The organism is Mucilaginibacter gossypii (genome assembly GCF_017569325.2).
In the GTDB taxonomy this organism is placed as follows: domain Bacteria; phylum Bacteroidota; class Bacteroidia; order Sphingobacteriales; family Sphingobacteriaceae; genus Mucilaginibacter; species Mucilaginibacter gossypii.
In genome coordinates this window covers 6,900,160-6,921,288 of sequence record NZ_CP071878.2, presented here as the reverse complement: position 1 = coordinate 6,921,288, position 21,129 = coordinate 6,900,160, and the positions used below count along the sequence as shown (strand labels likewise).

General features: G+C 41.3%; 15 protein-coding genes. 10 read left to right on the top strand and 5 right to left on the bottom strand.

Translation table 11 applies throughout. The features are described 5' to 3' along the window. Window positions 1–48: 48 nt before the first annotated feature. The 3 genes from J3L18_RS29800 to J3L18_RS29790 all read right to left on the bottom strand — a co-directional run bounded on the left by J3L18_RS29800 (window position 49) and on the right by J3L18_RS29790 (window position 2,412). The gene (locus J3L18_RS29800; RefSeq protein ID WP_129571634.1) at window positions 49–924 is read right to left on the bottom strand and encodes a pirin family protein; all 876 of its coding nucleotides are present in this window, start codon (window positions 922–924) and stop codon (window positions 49–51) included. 80 nt (window positions 925–1,004) lie between these two features. Continuing rightward, window positions 1,005–1,658 (bottom strand): hydrolase, encoded by a 654-nt coding sequence (locus J3L18_RS29795; protein ID WP_129571635.1) that lies wholly within the window; start codon window positions 1,656–1,658, stop codon window positions 1,005–1,007. 124 nt (window positions 1,659–1,782) lie between these two features. Then, window positions 1,783–2,412 (bottom strand): Crp/Fnr family transcriptional regulator, encoded by a 630-nt coding sequence (locus tag J3L18_RS29790; protein WP_223266298.1) that lies wholly within the window; start codon window positions 2,410–2,412, stop codon window positions 1,783–1,785. Between the two features lie 191 nt (window positions 2,413–2,603). Between J3L18_RS29790 and J3L18_RS29785 the strand changes: the two genes are divergently transcribed. The 7 genes from J3L18_RS29785 (at window position 2,604) to J3L18_RS29755 (ending at window position 10,164) form a co-directional block, all read left to right on the top strand. Next, window positions 2,604–3,188: a Crp/Fnr family transcriptional regulator gene (locus J3L18_RS29785; RefSeq protein WP_129571636.1), complete on the top strand. Its 585-nt coding sequence runs from the start codon at window positions 2,604–2,606 to the stop codon at window positions 3,186–3,188. 129 nt (window positions 3,189–3,317) lie between these two features. Continuing rightward, entirely contained in the window at window positions 3,318–4,718 is a 1,401-nt protein-coding gene (locus J3L18_RS29780; RefSeq protein WP_311084900.1) for an alginate export family protein, read from the top strand. A 414-nt stretch (window positions 4,719–5,132) separates the two neighbouring features. Beyond that, window positions 5,133–6,065: an SDR family NAD(P)-dependent oxidoreductase gene (locus J3L18_RS29775; protein ID WP_129571638.1), complete on the top strand. Its 933-nt coding sequence runs from the start codon at window positions 5,133–5,135 to the stop codon at window positions 6,063–6,065. Window positions 6,066–6,076: 11 nt separating this feature from the next. Next, window positions 6,077–6,967: a helix-turn-helix domain-containing protein gene (locus tag J3L18_RS29770; RefSeq protein WP_129571639.1), complete on the top strand. Its 891-nt coding sequence runs from the start codon at window positions 6,077–6,079 to the stop codon at window positions 6,965–6,967. 547 nt (window positions 6,968–7,514) lie between these two features. Continuing rightward, entirely contained in the window at window positions 7,515–8,300 is a 786-nt protein-coding gene (locus tag J3L18_RS29765) for a hypothetical protein (protein ID WP_129571640.1), read from the top strand. 168 nt (window positions 8,301–8,468) lie between these two features. Beyond that, window positions 8,469–9,221 carry a DoxX family protein gene (locus tag J3L18_RS29760; protein WP_129571641.1) on the top strand — a complete coding sequence of 251 codons (753 nt, stop codon included), beginning with the start codon at window positions 8,469–8,471 and terminating at the stop codon, window positions 9,219–9,221. A gap of 166 nt (window positions 9,222–9,387) precedes the next feature. Continuing rightward, entirely contained in the window at window positions 9,388–10,164 is a 777-nt protein-coding gene (locus J3L18_RS29755; protein WP_189549477.1) for a CHAD domain-containing protein, read from the top strand. A gap of 179 nt (window positions 10,165–10,343) precedes the next feature. On the opposite strand, the gene J3L18_RS29750 is transcribed toward J3L18_RS29755, so the two are convergent. Further along, window positions 10,344–12,353: a PAS domain S-box protein gene (locus tag J3L18_RS29750; RefSeq protein ID WP_129571643.1), complete on the bottom strand. Its 2,010-nt coding sequence runs from the start codon at window positions 12,351–12,353 to the stop codon at window positions 10,344–10,346. 213 nt (window positions 12,354–12,566) lie between these two features. Next, window positions 12,567–15,353 carry a hybrid sensor histidine kinase/response regulator transcription factor gene (locus tag J3L18_RS29745; protein ID WP_223266299.1) on the bottom strand — a complete coding sequence of 929 codons (2,787 nt, stop codon included), beginning with the start codon at window positions 15,351–15,353 and terminating at the stop codon, window positions 12,567–12,569. Between the two features lie 356 nt (window positions 15,354–15,709). On the opposite strand from J3L18_RS29745, the gene J3L18_RS29740 reads away from it, so the two are divergent. From J3L18_RS29740 to J3L18_RS29730, 3 genes are read left to right on the top strand one after another with little or no spacing between them, the layout of a single operon-like run. Beyond that, window positions 15,710–17,035 (top strand): sugar porter family MFS transporter, encoded by a 1,326-nt coding sequence (locus J3L18_RS29740; protein WP_091165151.1) that lies wholly within the window; start codon window positions 15,710–15,712, stop codon window positions 17,033–17,035. A 12-nt stretch (window positions 17,036–17,047) separates the two neighbouring features. Further along, window positions 17,048–17,959, top strand: a complete 912-nt coding sequence (locus J3L18_RS29735; protein WP_129571644.1) for a carbohydrate kinase family protein — start codon at window positions 17,048–17,050, stop codon at window positions 17,957–17,959. Window positions 17,960–17,988: 29 nt separating this feature from the next. After that, the gene (locus J3L18_RS29730; RefSeq protein WP_129571645.1) at window positions 17,989–21,129 is read left to right on the top strand and encodes a SusC/RagA family TonB-linked outer membrane protein; all 3,141 of its coding nucleotides are present in this window, start codon (window positions 17,989–17,991) and stop codon (window positions 21,127–21,129) included.

Genomic DNA, 21,129 nt, shown 5'->3' with positions numbered 1-21,129 from the left:
ACACTTTTTTTATTCCCCCACAATTTTTCTGCTTGATCCTCAAAAAATCTATTTGACGTATACTACTTTATCGTATTTACCCGAATGAAAGTCATTATATGCTTCTGAAATTTCCGACATCGTATTCATTACGAACGGCCCCTGAGCAAGAATTGGCTCAGCATATTTTTCGCCACCGAACAAAATGATATCCACGTCGCCCTCGTGGGTGTTAGTAAGTTCTATTGTTCCTTCTTCCCTGTCAAATTCAATAAAGTCACCGGCGACGAATTTTGTATCATTGATCGTCAAATCATGTGCCGGGAGAAATATAGCATACTCCAACTCTTTCTCAGTTGACATAGAGAACTGCTTTCCTTCCTTAAGCTGAATATGATATAGATATTGTTTCGAGTAATCCGGAATTTTTGAAGCAAGTTCTTCATATCGCCCGACAATGACTTTCAGCCAACCATTGTCTTCGCCCAACTGCATTTGCGGAACTTCATTTGCATTAATAGACAGATATTCCGGATCTTCCTTTTTAATGTTCGAAGGCAGGTTAATCCAGAATTGAAAGCCGTGCATTTCAGGGTTCCCCGTTTGGGAGTCAGGGTTCATCGTCTCATCATGAATGATTCCATTACCGGCTTTCATCCATTGTACGCCGCCGGAATAAACTTTTGCATGATTGCCACGACTGTCAAAGTGTTCTCCTTCACCACTCAAAACATATGTTAGTGTTGCAATACCGCGATGAGGGTGTGCGCTCGTTCCCTCTTTCATTTTGGGCTTATCGGTGGAATGTTTTATAGGGGCCAGATGATCAAGAAAAACAAAGGGGCCCACCGCCTCTGCATATCGATTGGGTAATATCCGGTAAATAACCATCTCGCCAATATCCGCTCTGTGACCTTGTGTTGAGAAACTGATTTGTTTTTTCATACATAATAATGCAGCATCCTGAGATAAATCGGGATGCTGGTATTTTAATTGGTAATTTATTCCTGGAAAATATTGGGGTATTACTTACTTTGTGGCTGGGTATCAAGAAGTTGTTGTTCCCATAGGAAATTAGTTCCTACATTGCCTTGATGTTCCATACCGACCTGGCCTATACCAGGAACGGTTTCCAAACGTGCCCAGTCACGCTGCAGTTCTGCTCCAAAAACCATCCATGTAATTGGAGTAACACCCGCCTGAACCATCCGCTGCACCGCTACTTCATGGGCCTCTAAACTGGTGCCACCGGAAGCATCTGTTACCGCATATACCTCGTACCCTTCACCTGCAGCTTGTATCGCCGGGAATGCAAGACATATTTCTGTCCATAAGGCAGCTATTACAACTTTTTTTCTTCCTGTTTGCTTTACCCAGTCTACCACACGGCCATCTTCCCAGGTATTGATGAATGTCCGGTTAATAGGCTTCTGATCCGGGAATACATCCTGTAGTTGCTTGAGCAGATAACCACCCCGTTCTTCAACAACTGTGGTTAAAAGTGTTGGCACGCCAAACACTTTTGCGGTTTTAGCCAGTCCAACAACATTGTTAATGATTGTTTGTGAATCATGACTTCTTAACGCTGCAAATTGAAAAGGTTGATGATCAATTAAGATCAGTACACAGTTTTGTGGTGTCAGCAGGGCATCTAACCCTGCTTTAGGATTTTTGTCCATCGTTTTTGAATTTAATTGTTTGACATTGATTTTGCTGATGTAAAAGTGCAATCAGCAACAAACTAAAAACGATGACTTTTGGCGAAAAGAATCGTTGACAAATATCAACAAACCAGAAGAGGAATTATTTTTTTATTACCCTGCGAAGAACCCTGCTTAATGTTTCTTTTGTAATGCCGAGATAGGAAGCAATGATATGCTGCGGGAAACGTTTTACGATTTGAGGGTAGTGATAAGCAAAATCGATATATCGTTCGTCAGCTGAAAGACTTATGGAAGCATTAGCTCTCTTTTGAGCGGCGATTGCATGCATTTCATCCATTTTTCTTACCATTTCATTGCACGCGGGTATTTCCTGAACAAGCTTTAAGGTATCGGCCTTTTTAATAAGAAGTAATTCTGTATCCTCCCATGCATCAATATTATATAAAGATGGCGTAAGCATCACCCAGCTTTCCCGATCTCCCACCCACCAATTCTCAATAGACAGGTGGACAATACGCTCCATTCCCCCTTCATCAACCCTATACTGTCGCATGGCACCTTTAGTAATAAAACCATAGTAATTGCATACTTCGCCTTCCTGAAGGAAGTATTGTTTCTTTTTCAAAAATTTGGGCTGAAAAGCTGCACTCAGCAATTCAAACTGCTTATTCGTCAGCGGCGTCGTTGAATATTTGGTAATATAATCGCGAAAATATTCAAACCCTGAGAATTGCATATTGAGACTCATAAATCTACCTGGCTGATACATTGAAAATTGCTCAAAATTAGTATAATGTAAGTAAAGAAATAGTAGCAGGAAGTTATACTGGATAGATATTTGTTGTAATTTTATTCGTATATCATTGGAATGAGATTATTTATTACCAATGAGACAGTCAGGCTAACTTATCGTGCCGCACTTAGATGTACGTGCGTGTACAATTAATATTTTATCAAACAATGTTTGAAGCACTTTTAAAATATATAAATAGCTATATATCCAAGCCTATTTCAGAAAGTGAATTCGAAGGGATTAAAAAAGCTTTTATACCGAAAAAAATAAGGAAAAGACAATATCTGTTGAAACAAGGCGATGTATGCAAAACCTTCGCTTTTATTACCAAGGGCGCCATCCGACAGTACATGGTTGATGAAAAAGGCATAGAGCACACCGTACAACTGGGTATTGAGAATTGGTGGGTTGGAGACAGGGAAAGTTGGTCTACGCTATCTCCGTCTATCTACAATATCGAAGCCTGGGAAGATAGCGAATTGTTGCTTATTAACAGAGAAGATGGTATGAAATTGGTACGGCAGTTTCCAGCTTTCAATGAAATGATAACACAATTAGACGAAAGACACATGATTGCCACTCAAAAAAGAATAACCTCATCAATTAGCTTTACCGCGGAGAAACGCTATACCGAATTTGTTAGTTGTCACCCTGATTTTCTACAAAGATTTCCGTTACATATGATCGCGTCTTATCTCGGCATTACGAAAGATACATTAAGCCGGGTACGGAATCAAACCATAAAAAAATAAGGTATTTCTCAAAATTAACAGCCTTTTCTGCCTTGCTTCTGTTGACATTTGTCTATAGATTTTTTCGTCATTTATCATCGTTCTTTGCTTTCATATAAAACATTTTTGTAGCCATACATATGTATGACAGTGAAAGCAATTCTTTGGTTTTTTATCCCCTTATTTGCAATTTCGTTTTCTACCAATGCCCAGGTTTCCCAGGATTCCCTACCGACCGGGCATCTGCCGGACGCCGCTGAAGAATATTGGCCTGAATCCAAAGACACAATAGGTAAACAGGATTTTCTTCAAAGGATTAAGCACAACCCTATCCGCGATGGTAAAGGATTTATCAGTGTGGGTGGAACGCTTCGTGAGGGGTATGAAAATTATAAGAATTACTTATGGGGATTGGGTACCCAGGATAATAATGGGTATTCATTACATCGATTATTACTTCACGCTGATGTAAGGTGGAATCATTCAATTAGATTTTTTTCAGAAATCGAAAACAGTTTGGTCATAGGAAGAAACGGCGGCCCTCGTCCTGTAGTAGATGAAAACAAGCTGGCCGTTAACCAGGCGTTTGCAGAATTTGCATTCGATGCTTTTAATAATTCTCACTTAAAATTGCGACTTGGAAAACAAGAGCTAACTTATGGAATAGGTTCTCTTCTGGATCTGCGTGATGTAAACGTCAGATTTTCACTCGCCGGTGGAAAATTAATTTTTGAACACGGAAACACCAAAATTGATGCGTTTTTAATGGAAGCTATCCAAAATAACCCCAGTTATTTCGATGACCGATTGAATAAATCGCAAAAAATTGGGGGGGGGGCGTGGATGACCCAAACAAGGGCGAATAAATTCTTCAATAAAATTGATGCATTCTATATTTTTATTGACAGGGATGCCGCTCAATTTAATCAAGGGACTGGTCATGAATACAGAAGTACCGTTGGGGCAGATGCATGGTTTCAAACAGGTAATTTGGGTGGTTATTCTGAAGGCAGTTTTCAATTTGGCCATTTCAGTAACGGCCCTATCCTGGCCTGGAAAATTGTACAATCAATTTCTTACAAATTTCAAGACATAAAATTTAAGCCAGTATTTTCCCTTAATTGCGCCATCTCCAGCGGTGACCAAAGCCTGGATGATAATAAACTTCAAACCTTCAACCCGATTTATCCCAGGGGTGTTTATTATGGGTATATGGATAATGTCGGATCTTCCAACATGATTGTTGTACATGAAAAATTAGAAATTCCATTCAATACGAGGTTGGCATTAGCTTTAGGCTATTATAAATTCTGGCGGGAATCCATAAGTGACGGAGTGTATTTGGCTAATGGGTTGCTATTATTCCCTTCATCAAATTCAGCACGGCATGTGTCAGATATGTATGATCTCAAATTATCCTATACCCCGGTTACCAACATGTCCATTTCCTTATTTGCCGCTTATGATAAACGTGGGCAATATCTGCTGCAACAACCAAACACTTTAGGTGACAGTCGTTATTTAGCAGCCAGAGTGGAGTTTGCTTTCTGAGACTATAATTTTTCTTCGACAGATCTACCTCACTTAATCTGTTCTCTTTGTTCTCTTAATGTGATTAATGTTTGTCAACGATTTATATAAAACAGCCCAATTTCCATCCTGAATTTACAATTCTAAATTCGCTATTGGACGCAAATCAGATAGAAAATGGTTGGATACTTGCATAGTAGCCACCACAAACGTTCGCAAGTTGCCAAACACTTGCGAACGTTTTATTTTATGCTCCATAGCCTTGTTTCTTTAATTGGCCAAGTTCAACAGCAGATGCTTTATTGATTCATAAACGCAGCCTCAAACTTCTCAATTCTAATTCCGTAAAAATGTATCTGATTTCCTGAGTTTTGTATACGCCGCTCAAGTATTGATCGGGATAATTTTGTGTCATACTTTTTAACATAAATAGCAATGACAAAAAATAGAAGTATCTTAATTACAGGGGCAAATGTAGGCTTAGGTAAAGAAGCTGCAAGGCAATTGGCCTTGATCAATGAAACAGAAAAGATATACCTTGGGTGCAGAAACCGTCAGAAAGCAGAAGAGGCCAAACAAGATTTGGAAAGCTTAACGGGACGGTCCATTTTTGAAGTTATTATACTGGATGTAAGTGACATGGATTCAGTAAGAGCTGCGGTGAAGGGAATCAAATACCCAATAGATGCTTTGATATTAAATGCGGGCGGACAAGGAGGGAATGACCCGCTGGTAATTACATCAACAGGTATGACTAATATCGCCGCTACGAATTTATTGGGCCATGTGGTATTGGTTGATGAGATGATTAAAGCCGGTAAATTAAACAATGAAGTTTTATATGTAAGCTCAGAGGGAGCAAGAGGGATTAAAGGTATTATGAAGAAACCAAGTCTAAAGACTAACTCAGTACCTGAACTTATTTCTGTTCTTAATGGTTCCTTTTCTGAAGTGAAATTAGATGCCAGTGAAGCCTATGGATATGGGTATATTAAATATATCGGGACCCTTTGGACATCAGCCAATGCCCGCAAATATCCCGAAATAAAATTTATTAGCGTTAGTCCCGGTAATACACGTGGTACGGCAGGATATGACAACTTGCCGACTATGACCAAATTTTTGTTCAAATACGTTTTCGCGCCTATTGTAATGCCTCTTATTGGAATGATTCATGGCATTAAAAAAGGCGCTGCACGTTATATTGCAGCATTGAATAACCCAAACTTCAAAAGTGGTGAATTTTATGGTAGTAAGGAAGGAAAAGTTACGGGAGTTATGGTCGAACAAGGGCCAATTTTTCCTGATTTAAAGAACATTGCATTTCAAGACAATGCTTACGAAGCACTTCATAGTTTTATTAAGTAATTTCGGTTGTTATGAACCATTTTAAAAGTCTTAGTGAGGCGCACCGCATTTTAGGATTTGCACCACCTGAACATCCGCTGATCAGCGTAATGATGTGCGACAGTACAACTTTCAAAAACGATATAAGTTATACCTGTGATTTTTATCTGATTGCGTTCAAAAAAATGAAATCGGGTGTGATACAATATGGAAAAACCAAATACGATCATGACCTGGGTTCAATGTCTTTTATTAAACCGCGACAGGTTGTAGATATGAGAGATATTAAGTTGGAGGAAAATGGTTTTAATATTTCCTTTCATGAGGATTTCTTAATTGGACACCCACTCCACGATGAGATCAAGAAATATAGTTTCTTCGACTATGAAGCAAACGAAGCATTGCATCTGTCACCTGCAGAAGAAAAAACTATCTGGGAATTATATCGAAAAATCGAAACGGAATATCATAATAACCGGGATGAATTCAGCAGGGCCATCATACTTACCCATATTGATTCTATCCTTAAATACTCGGAGCGCTTTTATAGAAGGCAATTCATCGACCGAAAACCATTATCCGGCACCACGGTGTCCAGGTTCAATAAAATAATGACCTCATATTTTGAAAAAGGCCTTATGAACGATAAGGGGCTACCTACGGTAAATTACATGGCTGGTGAGCTAAACCTCTCACCCCGATATCTGAGCGATTTGCTTAAACAGGAAACCGGTAAAACAGCATTGGAACTAATCCACCTTTATTTAATTTCAGAAGCTAAAAATATGTTGACAGGAACAGATTCCACTGTCGCCGAAATTGCCTACAAGTTAGGCTTTGAGAATCCTCCGTATTTCTCCAGGTTGTTTAAAAAACAAACTGGCATGAGTCCCAATGAATTTAAAAGCCATGGTTTAAACTAACTGGCATATCAAAACATAATTTAGTTAACGTTAGTCAACTTTTATTTTCACTGAGATAAATTAACTCAAAAGAATAGGTTTTTTATCCTGACAGCGCGATTTTATTTGAATGTTATTAATTTGAACCCCATCATTTATAAGTCCAAATTCGCTATTCAACGCAAATCAGCCAGGAAATGGTTCGACATTTGTATAGTAGCCACCACAGAAAGAAGAAAGTCATTTTTCGATAAGAAAATGGCCTTCTTCCCGTTTAAAGGCATCTTTTTCTCTCCGGCTAAATATTGATTCTCATTGTTCCGTATTTAATTAAAGGGCCTTACCTCTTTTTAAATAATTCATTAACAGGCTTTTAATAATTCACTAACAAATTGTTTATGATATATATTATTTGTAAGTTTATGTAACCAATTGCATTATTTATGGTGATAAAATTTTAGGCATTATTTTGTCTTTACCTGGCTCTTTTACCAAGAAGTTGTCGCCCGCCAAATAAAACCGCTACCAGACGAAGTAAAGCTTTATATCATATTAAACCTTAAGCATTATGAATAAGATTTTAGTTTTCGCAGCTTTATTTAGCTTCCTGATTTTTGGATGTAAGAAAAAAGATAAGCCGTCCGAGGCAGGCCTCTCGGGTGTATATGAACTTGAAAAACAAGTGCTTGATCGAGGAGGCAAAGACTCTGTTATTAAACGAACGCAAATTAAAATCTACACAGATCATAATTATTTATACGCCAGTATAGTTCCTGATTCATCTGTTGGGTTTGGTGTGGGCACTTATACACTTGACTCGGCTAACCGACTTAAAGAACATAGTATTTACACCAGCAGAGCGCTCGACTCATCCCTAACGTACAATCTTGAGGTTACAAAAAAACCTGATGGTTATAGCCAAGTGATTCCCGACTTTGCCACGGTAAAAGGTATAAAATATGCATTGAAGGAAGATTATAAAAAACTCCCACAGGCGGATAGCTCAGTACTTGACGGCTTGTGGAAAATGGAAAAAACCTACACGATAAAAGGCAAAGACACAATCCCAACTGATGTAACGCAGTATAAAATATTTTGGAGAGGGCATTTTATTTTCGTCCACAGGCTCGCTCAAAACAAGGAAAAAACCATCTTTAAAAATGGGTTTGGCACCGGGGTATTTACTTTTAGTAATGATACGCTTAGGGAAGAAGAGCAAATATCAAATTACCGGCTTCTTCAGGGTAACAAATTTACTGTTAAAGTTACGATGAATGGTCATGACCAATATACCCAGGTGATTAATAGTGCTACAAATGGCCAATCTGTAGAAATCTACAGGCGAGTCAAATAAAAATTCTTTATTTAACCTTGTGTCGCTGGTTCGATCCCTGTTGGTGCCACAGAAAAAGAAATCCTCTTAGTTAACGTTAAGGGGATTTTTTGCTTCTTGCAAATATCAATCTATTTTCAGTAACTTTGCACTTCAAAGTACTTTTATAAACATAAATTACAGGTAATCATGCGCGTTTCTACCACACTCGATCAATTGCACTCTTTGGCAAAAGGAAATAAATGGATGCAGCTTTTTGCTACTTTTAACAGGATAATGCTGGCGGCCGGTTTTTTTATTGCCGGTAGTGTTAAAATTATGGGTGAGCGGTTCGCCAGTGGTTTATCGGCCAACCAACCAATGGGCCATTATTTAGAAGCGTTGCACCATACAGGTTATTATTACACTTTTATTGGCATTTTGCAGGTTGCAGCCGCTATCCTGTTATTGATTCCCCGTACTCGGCTCCTCGGGGCGCTAATCTATTTCCCGATTATACTGAACATCTGCATACTGGCCTATGCCGTCAGGTTTGAAGGCACCCGCATCACCACCTTAATGGTACTTGCCAACTTATATTTGCTGGGGTGGGATTATGACCGTTTAAAATTCATTTTGCCATTCAAGCAAAAAAACAGCCATACAACGCAACCCGAAATGCAGAGTAATAAGTTTCCGTTCATGTTTTTTGGAGACGTTTTTGCAACAATAGCCGCAGTAATAGTAATTAACCAGTTCGTATATGATATCCGTCCGGGCAATTCATTAATGGAATGCAATAATGGATGTACCGGAAATGCCAAACCGGAGGCTTGTAAGGTTTTTTGCGACTGTGTGCACAACCTGGGTAAACCACTAGACAGTTGCCTGGCCCAATATGATAAAGTTCCGGTTAAAACTATCCAGACATCGGGCACAGGCAATCCAAAACATAGCAGGTGAGCAATGATTGTTATTTCTATCATTGCCTCACCAAGCATCCCATGCTGTTGTACGGCCGGTGATTTGTATGTAATAATATTGGATTAATTAGATCGATTTTTAGCACCAAATTTGTCGTTTTAGCCGTATTTTTGAATATGTGGCATCCTTTTTTATGCCGCTGGCTATGAAAAAGAAGACGGAAAAGAAGTTTATAATTAAGACATGGCGAACCATGAAACGCCATCTCCGCTCTTTTGTCAAAAACGGCGAACAGGAAGATTTGCATCGTTTTCGCACCGGGGTAAAAAAACTACGGGCGCTTTTGATCTTGGGAGACAGCGCGGCAAAGGATGCTGTGCTGGAGAAACGCTTCAAACCTGTTCGTAAGATATTTAAGCAGGCCGGCGAAATCAGGAATGCCTATATAAACCAGGAATTGGGCAAAGCAGTTGGTGAAAACACCAATTTTATCCGGGAGCAAGAGCAAATCATGAAAATCACCACCCGGGCATTTAACACCGATAAGGATCAGCACCGGGCCTGGCTCCGAAAAACACGCCGCAAACTGCTGAAGCGGATCAGGCCGATCAGTAAACATCACCTCTCCCTATATTACAGGCAACGACTGGAAATTATTGCTGCAGCCTTAAGCCGCCCCCGTTTTAATGAGGAATTGCATACCTGCCGTAAACAACTGAAGGTACTTCTTTATAATTACCCCCTCGCTGGCCCGGAACTGGACCTCACTTTTAATGAACCTTATCTTGACCTGGTGCAGGCAGCCATCGGCGACTGGCATGACAATGAACTGGCCATCGCACTTCTTTCAACCACGGCGGATACCCGGAACAGCAAAGAGACACTCAAAGGACTAAAGAAGCAGGCCACCGTGCTTAAAAGACAACTCACCACACTCACCAGGAATTTCCGCGAACAGGCAAGTCCACCGGCCGCAATTTAACTATAGCGTAAAGATGTAAAAAAGTACAAATTCGAATTACCCTATTATAGGATACCTATAAAAATCGGGCTGTTGACATATACAAATGGCTTAAGAAATCGGTGTTGTATGTTAACATTTGCCTGCTGGCATATATTGAGTGCAAAGCCTGATGCCTTAATTGATGGAAAAGCACAACTTCAGACCCTCTCTTCTTCTTTTTTTCGGAGGTGGCTATTAACGCTGTTTCGTTTTTTTAGCGGTAACACGAAGAAAAAAGTCGATCCCATCCGGGCCTCACTTTCTACCCAAATGCGGCCCCCATGCCGTTCAATAATCTCTTTGGTAATATATAACCCCAAGCCCAGGCCAGTAATGCTACTGTTTACATCTTTTGCACGATAAAACTGGCTGAATATGTGGCTGATATTTTCCTCATTGATGCCCATACCGTAATCTTTAACAGATACCTGAATTTCCGTTTCTGACCTTTTTGCTGATACTTCAATTCTATCAGATTCCGGCGAATATTTGATCGCGTTGGTGACCAAATTGGTTAGTACCTGATCCAGCCTCATTTTATCCCCTTCTAAAATCATTTCTCCACTTTCTTCGAAATAAATTTCATGTGATGTGTATGCTTCTAGGATAGCTTCAAGGTTTTCTTTGATAAGCTCCGCAAAATCAAATTCTTCAAAATAAAACTGCAATTTTCCGGATTGTATTTTTGAGATATCAAACAAGTCATTGATCAGGGCATTCAGCTTTTTTAACTGGGTTATTGCTTTTGCAACAAAAGGCTGGTGTACATCAATTACCTTTCGTTCCAGCAGTTGTAAAAAACCGCTCATAGAAGTGAGAGGGGTTCGCAATTCATGGGAAGCCAAAGCGATAAACTCATCTTTTTTCTGACTCAGCTCTTTTACTTCTGTAAACAGCCTGGAATTATCGAGTGCCACTGCCGCCTGGGAAGCCAGGCTAACCACGATGTCTTCATGCTCCTGCAGGAAAACCCCAGCTTCCGGGTGACCAAAGAATAAGCCACCAACAACATTGCCTGAACTGCTTATAACCGGCACGGCCAGGTAGCTTACTACCGGCAGATGCCCCTCGGGCATTCCAAAATACGGCGCATTTTGTCCATACCTGGGGTCTTTCGTTATATCATCTACCCTTAGTACGCCTTCAACGCTAAATGTGTGATGGAAAACTGCCGTATTCCGGGGCATTCCGAAATTTTCAAATGCCTCTTTTGGTGCGCCCGACAAAGAGTACAACATATAGGCTTCGCCGTCCTGATTGATGGTATTATAAAAAAATACGCCAAAAGTGGCACCGGTAATTTGTGTAGTGGCATCCGTTACTTTTTGCAGAATAGATTCGGTATCAAGTTTCTCCGAAATGGCTTTCCCTATAGTATTCAGGATCTTCAATTTTTCCGCCTGGTGTCGGATAGCCGTTTCGGCTTTTTTTGCGGCTGTAATATCCCTGGCGATCTTTGATGCACCAATAATGGTTCCATGCCGGTCCTTTACCGGTGAAACTGTAAGAGATATATCAATGGCGCTTCCATTTTTGCGCAGCCTAACTGTTTGAAAATGATCAACTTTATTACCGTTCCTGATGTTTTTAATGATGATATCCTCTTCGGACAGCCTGTCACGAGGAATGAGAATAGATATATGTTTACCGATAGTCTCTCTTTCCTGGTAACCAAAAATCTTTTCGGCACCACCGTTCCAGGTAGTGATGATCCCGTTAAGGGTTTTGCTAATAATGGCATCATCAGAATTTTCAACAATTGCAGCCAGCATGCCCCGTTTCTCTTCTGTCTCTCTTTCGTCAGTCACATCACGCATAATGTGTGATGCTCCAATAACCTCCCCCTCTTCATTTTTTATTGGGGAAATGGTAAGTGATACCGGAAAATCGACATGTAGTTTGTCGTTGCGGACAGTATATAAGTGGTTTACTCTTTCACCTGACCATACACGTTCAAGAATAGCCAGTTGTTCCTGACGGACGCTTTCGGGGATCAGGCCAAGGATGTTCTGCCCTAACAACACCGGGGCCGGGCATCTAAACATTTTTTCAGCAGCCGTATTGCAATTTAAAATAATATAGTCAAGATCATGGCTCAATACCGCATCTTCCATTCCTTCAAAAATGGCGGTTAGTGTGAAGAGGTCAGGTAATAAGTTATTCTTCATGAAAAGCTATCTTCTTTTTGCGCTGTCTGTAAATATCCGTCTTATGTAGATGTGTGGTTATCCATCTTATCTAATCATTGAAAACTCAACAGGCCGTTTCGATGCAGGAGTAACAGGGATTGGCAAAAAAGGTTTTAATAACTGTGTATGCGGCGTTATCTTGTTATACAATAGCTAACGTTTATTCCTTCGTTAATGATCAGAAAATAAAACCTATGAATGCTGTTGCTTGCGTTTATATTCACTTGGCGTACAGCCATATTTTGCTTTAAAAACCGTGGAGAAATAGTTTGGCGTAGAGAAACCCACCATATAGGTTATTTCGGATATCGGATACCCTTCATTCATTAACAAATATTTCGCTTTTTTTAGCCGGCGGTTTAATATGTAATCAGAGATGCTGCAGCCAAGCAACGCTTTAACCTTTCGGTAAAGCTGGATTCTTGAAACACCTATCAGTTTACATATTTCATCAACGCTAAAGTTTTCATTCGCTAAATTCTGTTCTACAATACCCGCAAAATCATTCAGGAATTTTTTGTCAAGGGCTTTTGATACAGGTACAGTTGATTTACTTACATCGCTGGTAAAATGTTCTTTAAGTGTTGCCCGGCTTTTGATCAAATTCTTCACGGTCGCGAGTAAATAATCAAAATTAAATGGCTTAACAATGTAGGCATCGGCCATGCAAGTAATCCCATCTATCTGTTGTTCAACACTGCCTTGTGCCGTTAAAAGAATAATAGGGATGTGCGAGGTACGTACATCAGTTTTTAGTTTTACTGTTAACGTTTTGCCAGACATCCCCGGCAGCACCACATCAGATATGATCAGGTCTGGAACACGCTCAAAGGTTTCATTTAATCCGCTTGTGCCATTATCCGCTGTAAATATCTCATAAGTAGTTCCCAATTTTTCACACAGGTAGTTCAGCAGGTCCTTATTATCTTCGATGATCAATATGGATTGCTCCCTTGGAGTGCCGAATATTTGCCCTTCATCCGTTAATGTAACAGGTGCAGCCAGGTCTGTAACATAAATTTTTGCCCGCTCTTCAAGATCTGTTTGTTTTGTGTTTATATGCTCATGCAAAGTTTGGCCAAAATGATCATTTCCTAACAGCAGGTTAATGGTAAAAGTTGTCCCTTCCCATTTTTTACTCCTAACTTCGATACTGCCATGATGCAGGGACACGATTTCTTTTGACAGTGCAAGCCCTAATCCGGATCCTCCTGAAGAGCTGTTTTCGGCCTGGTAAAACTGCTCAAATACATGGGCGGTGTCCTGCGGCTCCATACCGATCCCGTTATCCTGGATGGCAATATCAACGGAGTTATCATCTCTGTTTTTGAAACTTACCTGGATACGGCCATTGTCGCTGGTGAACTTCAGCGCATTAGCTATGATATTAAAAAACACCTTATCTAACAGGTTAACATCATACCAAACAATTATCTGTTGCTCATCGCTTACCAGGCTCAGGCTGATATTGCGTTTCTGTGCATTTTCCTGAAAGCTGGTGATGATCTCCCGGGCAAACTCAACAATATTATTGGGCGATACATTGATCTGTTGTTTATCATATTCTATTTTACGGTACTCGATCAATTGGTTAACCAGGCGTAGCAAACGGTATACGTTTTTATGGATCAGTTTCAGACTTTTCCCTGCAACCAGGTTTAGCTTTTCATTACTCATCATATCTTCTACCGGCGAGAGGATAAGCGTGAGCGGAGTACGGAATTCGTGAGAAATATTAGTGAAAAATTGCAATTTAGCCTCCGTAGCTACTTCAGCCTTTGCCGACATCTCGATCAGCTGGTTACGCTGTTGCAGAATTTCATTATTTTTTGCCTCCAGGCTTTTGTTGATCTTCCGGTTTTCCATGAGCCAGTAAAATGCAAGACCGCCAAAAACAATAGCTAACACCAGCGACATTACAATTACATTTAAAACCAATTGCTGGCTGTTGTACACCTCACGCTGCTCAGTCAATAATGATCGTTGCCGTTCAATATCTTTCTGCTGACTGCTGATCTTGCTCCATTGCATTTTCATTAACTGTACATTGGCAGAGTCAATAACAACCGACTGTAGCAGGTTTTCCCTGGCAAACGACTCTTTATTCAGGATCCTGAAAGCGGTCATAATTGCTTCTTTACCCCCCGTAGGATATAGCATACTGGCATTGATAGTTTTTGAAGCAACCATTTGCAAGCCACCTCCATGCCCGGGCAAGGCATCAACGCCCAACACTTTGGTGCCATGAATTTTAAATTTGTCAAGCACCTCTCTGGTCCCGAGGGCCATTACGTCGTTATGTGCAAATATTACATCTGCATTTTTTATAACAGGCGCTATCCTGGTCAATTGTTTTTTAGCGCTATCCTTTAACCAATCGCCATATATCCTGTCGGTTATATTAATGTCAGTGTATTTCCTTAAACCGTCGGAAAAGCCGCGGTCCCTCTCAATAGCCGGAGACGAGCCGGGCAGCCCCATAACTTCTACAACGTTCCCCCTGCCTTTTAAAAGGGCACCTGCATATTCACCCGCCATTTTACCTATCTGGTAATTATCCGCACCAACATAAGCTGTATATAAAGCTGATGATGTTTTACGGTCGATCACAATTACCGGGATACCTTTATTGTACGTTTGCTCCACTATCCCGGTGAGGGGCTGCGCTTCGTTGGGTGATATGATCAACAGATCGACGCCATCGTCCAGCATTTTTTTCACCTGTTCAACCTGTTTGCTGCTGTTACCGTCCGCATCGGCATAAATAAACTGGGCGTCGGGGTGTAATGAAAGTTCCATCCTCATTTCATCAAGCATCGTGCGACGCCAGAGATCAGAACCAATACATTGCGAAAACCCTATCGTATACTGTGATGTTTTATCAGCCCGCTTACAACCGGCAGCAATAAGCATCATAAAACCGATCAGTAGGATACCGGTCCTTATGTTTTTTGCATGCCACTTATTAAGCAAGGTCATAAGCTCAGATTATTTGGAAGAAAAAGGTAATAAAACAGGATTAATTATTGGTTTATTTTTTCCCTTTTAGGATTAAACAAAGTAAAGATATCTATAAACGTTCCTGAAAAACAAATTTATAGGGCCGGGCAACCTACCTAACAACCGGAGTGATGTAACCAAATTGAAAGTAACAGGTAACATAAACGAATATTTCAATTTCAAATTTCGCATTTTTTATTTTATCTAACTGAAAACCAATAAGATAAAACAAGATTGATTTTTATACTTTATTGATACAAAATCAATAACCCTCACATGGCCCATTACCCTACTTTGGCCTCAATAAATCCAATATAACACCTTTTATAATTATTATGAGAAAACACTCCGTCCTGGCCTGGTCCATGGTCGTGGCCCTTGGTGGCTTCCTTTTCGGGTTTGATACCGCTGTAATATCGGGCGCTGAAAAATCTATCCAGCAATTCTGGCACCTATCCGTAGTGGAGCATGGGTTCACGATTTCTATCGCACTAATAGGAACAGTCATCGGGTCATTGTTAGGAGCCCGGCCTTCAGATCTGTTTGGCCGTAAAAACACGCTTTATTTTGTAGCTGCGGCGTATTTACTATCATCATTGGGCACTGCACTGGCCGATAGCTGGTATGCATTTCTGGTTTTCAGGTTACTGGGCGGTCTTGGTGTTGGTATCTCATCGGTTACCGCGCCTATCTATATTTCAGAAGTTTCACCTGCTGACCGCCGGGGCAGGCTGGTGGGCCTGTTTCAGTTTAACGTGGTGCTGGGCATTCTGATATCATATCTGTCCAACTACCTTATCAGCCAGGTTGGCGAAACTTCATGGCGATGGATGCTTGGCGTACAGGCTTTCCCTTCGGCTCTGTTTTTAATACTGATCTACTTTATACCTGAAAGCCCGCGCTGGCTTATTCTTAAAAAGGGCGAAATGGAAAAGGCCCTCGGGATCTTACGGATCATTAATCCGCTTAACTGTGAACAGGAGCTGGCATCTATCAAACACTCAACTTTAAATGATACTGCTTCCGGCGGCAACCTCTTCTCGGGTCAATATAAAACGCCTATAATATTAGCTGTGCTGTTTGCCTTTTTCAACCAGGTTTCGGGTATCAATGCTATTATTTATTATGCACCCCGCATATTTGAAATGGCAGGTTTAGGTGCTCATTCATCATTACTGTCAACAGTTGGCCTGGGGGCTATCAACTTTGTATTCACGCTCATCGCTATTAATGTGATAGATAAAGTTGGGCGCCGTATCCTGATGCTCATCGGCTCGGCTGGCTTAATCATTTCCCTGTTCCTGGTAGCCTATACCTTTTACTCAGGAAACATGAGCGGCTTTGCCGTTCCCGCTTATATGATGCTGTTCATTGCATTCTTTGCGTTTTCGCAGGGGGCAGTTATCTGGGTATTTATCTCGGAGATATTCCCAAACCAGGTACGTGCAAAAGGCCAGACACTGGGCAGCTCAACCCATTGGATCATGGCGGCATTGATCGCTTTCTCCTTTCCATATTTCGCCGAAAAGCTTGGCGGAACAATAACATTTTCCTTTTTCGGCACCATGATGATATGCCAGCTAATTTTTGTGTGGAGGTTGATGCCCGAAACAAAAGGCAGATCGCTGGAGCAAATTGAAACTAATATGGTAATGCATTAATCAGGATCTGCAATGATGAACTTACATACAAATACCTTAACACCGGCCATTTGCTACGGCGAAATACTTTGGGATGTTTTGCCGGATGGCCCGCAGCCCGGCGGGGCATTGCTGAATGTATCGTACCACCTTAATAAACTGGGTATGCCCGCCAGCCTGGTAAGTAAAATTGGTAATGATGCCGATGGCCAAAAGCTTGAAAACCTGCTCGATAACTGGGGCATAAAAAAGCACCTGCTGCAAACTGACACCGAACACCCAACCAGCCAGGTAATCGCCAAAATGAATAATGGCAACGAGGTATCCTACGAGATTATTTTTCCTGTAGCCTGGGACTTTATTAATGACAGCGAGCATATTAAAACACAGATCAGGCCGTCAACCTATTTCGTTTTCGGCAGCCTTGCGTCAAGGAACAACGTATCGCGCAACACCTTGTTTGAGCTGCTGGAAAGCGATGCTATCAAAGTATTCGACATTAATTTGAGGCCGCCCTTTATAAGCCGTGACCTGCTGGCCGATCTGCTGCACAAAGCCAACATCGTAAAATTTAACCAGGCCGAGCTTGAGATGGTGCAGGGCCTGTTCAGGGGTTCATTCTGGAAGGAATCGGAACAGATCAAATTTATCCAGGATCATTTTAACGTCCCTGAGATCATAGTTACCAAAGGCGAATTCGGCGCTTCTTATTATAAAGAAGATAAAGCCTATCACATTGCCGGGCGTGAGGTGAAAGTAAGGGATACCATAGGCAGCGGCGATTCCTTTTTAGCGGCATTCATAGCCAACCATTACCGTGGCGAATCACCAGAAATTTTATTAAAAAATGCAATAGCGATGGGCGGTTTTATTGCAACAAAGAAAGGAGGTTGCCCGGATTATAAAATTAAAGAATACCAAGACTTTATAAACAAAATGTTTTAACCAAACCAATTACTCTTAAACAAAAATCAATGAGAAAATTATTACTTATTTGTTCTTTCCTTATACTGCTCATAAGTGAAGGATATGCGCAATCCCGTACCATTACCGGGACTGTGTTAGATAACTCCTCGAAACCTATAGACGGAGTTACTATAGTGGTTGTTGAAACCCAAAAATCAACACTATCAGATGCAAACGGAAAGTTCAGTATCGCCGTAAAAAACGGTCAGTCGGTGCGGTTTTCTTATGTAGGTGCCAAACCAATACTGGTTACTATCACTGCGGATACCAAAACACTTGACGTAGTATTTAAAGACGCGGAAAACAAGCTGAATGAAGTAGTTGTAACCGGTTACACTTCTGAAAGAAAGAAAGATTTAACAGGCGCGGTTGCGGTTGTTGATTTAGCGCCGGTAAAAAACAATAGTTCGGGAAATACCATGCAGGCATTACAGGGCCGGGTTGCGGGTTTATATATTGAAAAAGATGGCTCGGCCAATGGTGCAACCAGCAGGATCCTGATTAGGGGGGCCAATACTTTGGGCAACAATAACCCGCTGTATATTATTGATGGGATCCCTACCACCAGGCCAGAGGTATTTCAAAACCTGTCGCCTTCAAATATTGCATCAGTTCAGGTATTAAAAGATGCCTCATCCGAATCAATTTATGGTTCACGCGCGTCTAACGGCGTTGTCATCGTTACCACAAAAAACGGCGGCAACACCGAGGGTAAGGTACAGTTCCAGTTCAATAACAGTACTTCAATCCAGTCCGAAAAATCGTTACGGTTTAAAATGCTGAACTCGGTAGACAGAGGTAGGGCCTTGTGGCAAGCTTCAGTTAACGACGGGCAGGACCCCGCCGCGGGTTATGGAGAGATCTATAGCTTTGATTGGAATAATAATTTCAGTAACCCTGTTTTAAACAGCGTTACGCCTAAACCGTTTGTAGGCGGCGACCCCAACACTCCCGCCGGCGATACCGACTGGCAAAGCGTATTATATAAAACAGCTTTTGTCTATAATAATGATTTTACGGCTTCGGTAGGTAATAAAAACTCTTCTATCCAAATAAATTTTGGAAACATCAAAAACACCGGCCTTGTGCGCTTTACCAAATACGGACGTACCACCGGTAGCATTAATGCCATAACGCGGCCTTTTGATGGCAAAGTTACCTTCGGCGTCAATATAAAAATCACCAACTCAAACGAAACCCTTACCACTAACGATCTGGGTGGTGCCTCGACCCCATTTCTGGCAGTTACGCTGGCGCCCACTATCCCCGTTTATCAAAAAGATGGTGTAACCTACGCCGGCGAATCAGGGGCTGGCTACTCTGACAGGAACAACCCATTGCACATGCAGGACCTTGCCAAATGGAATAACGCCAACAGGTTAAACACATTCGGCAACGTATTTTTAGAAGTACAGCCCATTAAGAATTTATACTTCCGGTCAAATTATGGTGCCGATAATGCAGACTACCTGAGCAAGGTAATTACACCAACTTTTTCGGAGGGTGCATTAAATCGCACTACCAACAGCTTATTTTTTGATCAGAACCATTACCTAAGCACCACACTTTCTAACACTTTGAGGTACAGCTATGATTTGAATAGCAAGCATCATTTTAAAATATTAGTTGGTACAGAGTATATTAAAACCTTCACTGATTTTCAAACAACCTTAAAACAGGGATATACCATCCAAACAGAAGATTATTTTACGTTGGATGCCGGCACAGGAAATACCATTGTTACCGGCAGGTCAATAGGTAATAGCTTATTTTCGCAATTCGGTCGTTTTGATTACAATTATGCAGGCAAATATTTAGTGTCGGCTACCGTTCGGCGCGACGGTTCATCAAGGTTCGGTACCAACAACCAATATGGTATTTTCCCTTCCGCCTCAATCGGCTGGAAAATAGACCAGGAAAACTTCCTGAAAAACAGCAGTATATTCTCTGAACTTAAATTAAGGGCCGGCGTAGGCCGGGTAGGTAACCAGGAAATTGGCGACCTCTCGCGTTACTTGCTTTATAACACACGATACGGCACCACCCAAAACCAACTTACGCCAGGCTTTTGGGAACAATATATGAACGTTGGTACCGCATATTCATTATCCGGCGCCAATACAGGAGCGCTGCCATCAGGCTTTGTTCAGACCCAGGCAGCAAACCCTGCTCTTAAATGGGAAACAACCGACGAACTAAACACGGGGTTAGACTTTGCTATATTAAACGGCAAAATCTCGGGTTCATTCGATTATTTTACCCGGAAAACCACCGGCATCCTGATTACTCCTCCGGTTGCATCCGCACTTGGTGAAGGACAATCTAAAACCGTTAACGGTGCATCAAAAACCAATAGAGGCTGGGAGTTTTTAGTAACCTACCACGGCCAACGGTCAGGAGATTTTAATTACAATGTGACTTTAAACTTCTCTCATTTCAGGGATAAGATCACCGATTTACCGGAGAACGTTAGACCAGCTTACCCGGGCAATATAGACAATACCATTATAGGGCATTCACAGTTTGATATATTTGGTTATAAAACCAATGGACTTTTCCAATCACAGGCCGAAGTTGATGCTGCCCCAACGCAAATCGGCGCCGGTCCTGGCAGGATCCGCTATGTAGACATCAATCACGATGGAAAAATTGATGCCAACGATCAAACATGGATAGGTACTACTTTACCGGCTTTAGAGTACGGCGCAAGAATTGATCTCACCTATAAAAAATTCGACCTCTCCATATTCGGATCAGGTGTTGCCGGCCGAAAGGGGTTTGACGTATATACTCTGTTTAACAATTTGATGCACAGCCGCGAAAACGTTGGCCCCGGCGTATTTGATGGCTGGACACCGCAGCATACCAACACCAATGTACCGGCATTAACGTTAAAAGACAATAACAACGAAGGCCGTACTTCCGATTACTTCATTGTAAACACCTCTTATTTCAAATTAAGGAACCTTCAACTTGGATATACCATTTTACCTAAAGCTGTATTTACCAGGTTAAGGGTGTTTGCCATGGCCGAAAACATCTTTACTGTAAAAAGCAGCAAGTACCTGAGCCCCGATCCTGAGCGGATTGACCTCAACCCTATCCCAATTCCACGGATCTTCAGCTTTGGCGTCAATGCATCATTTTAA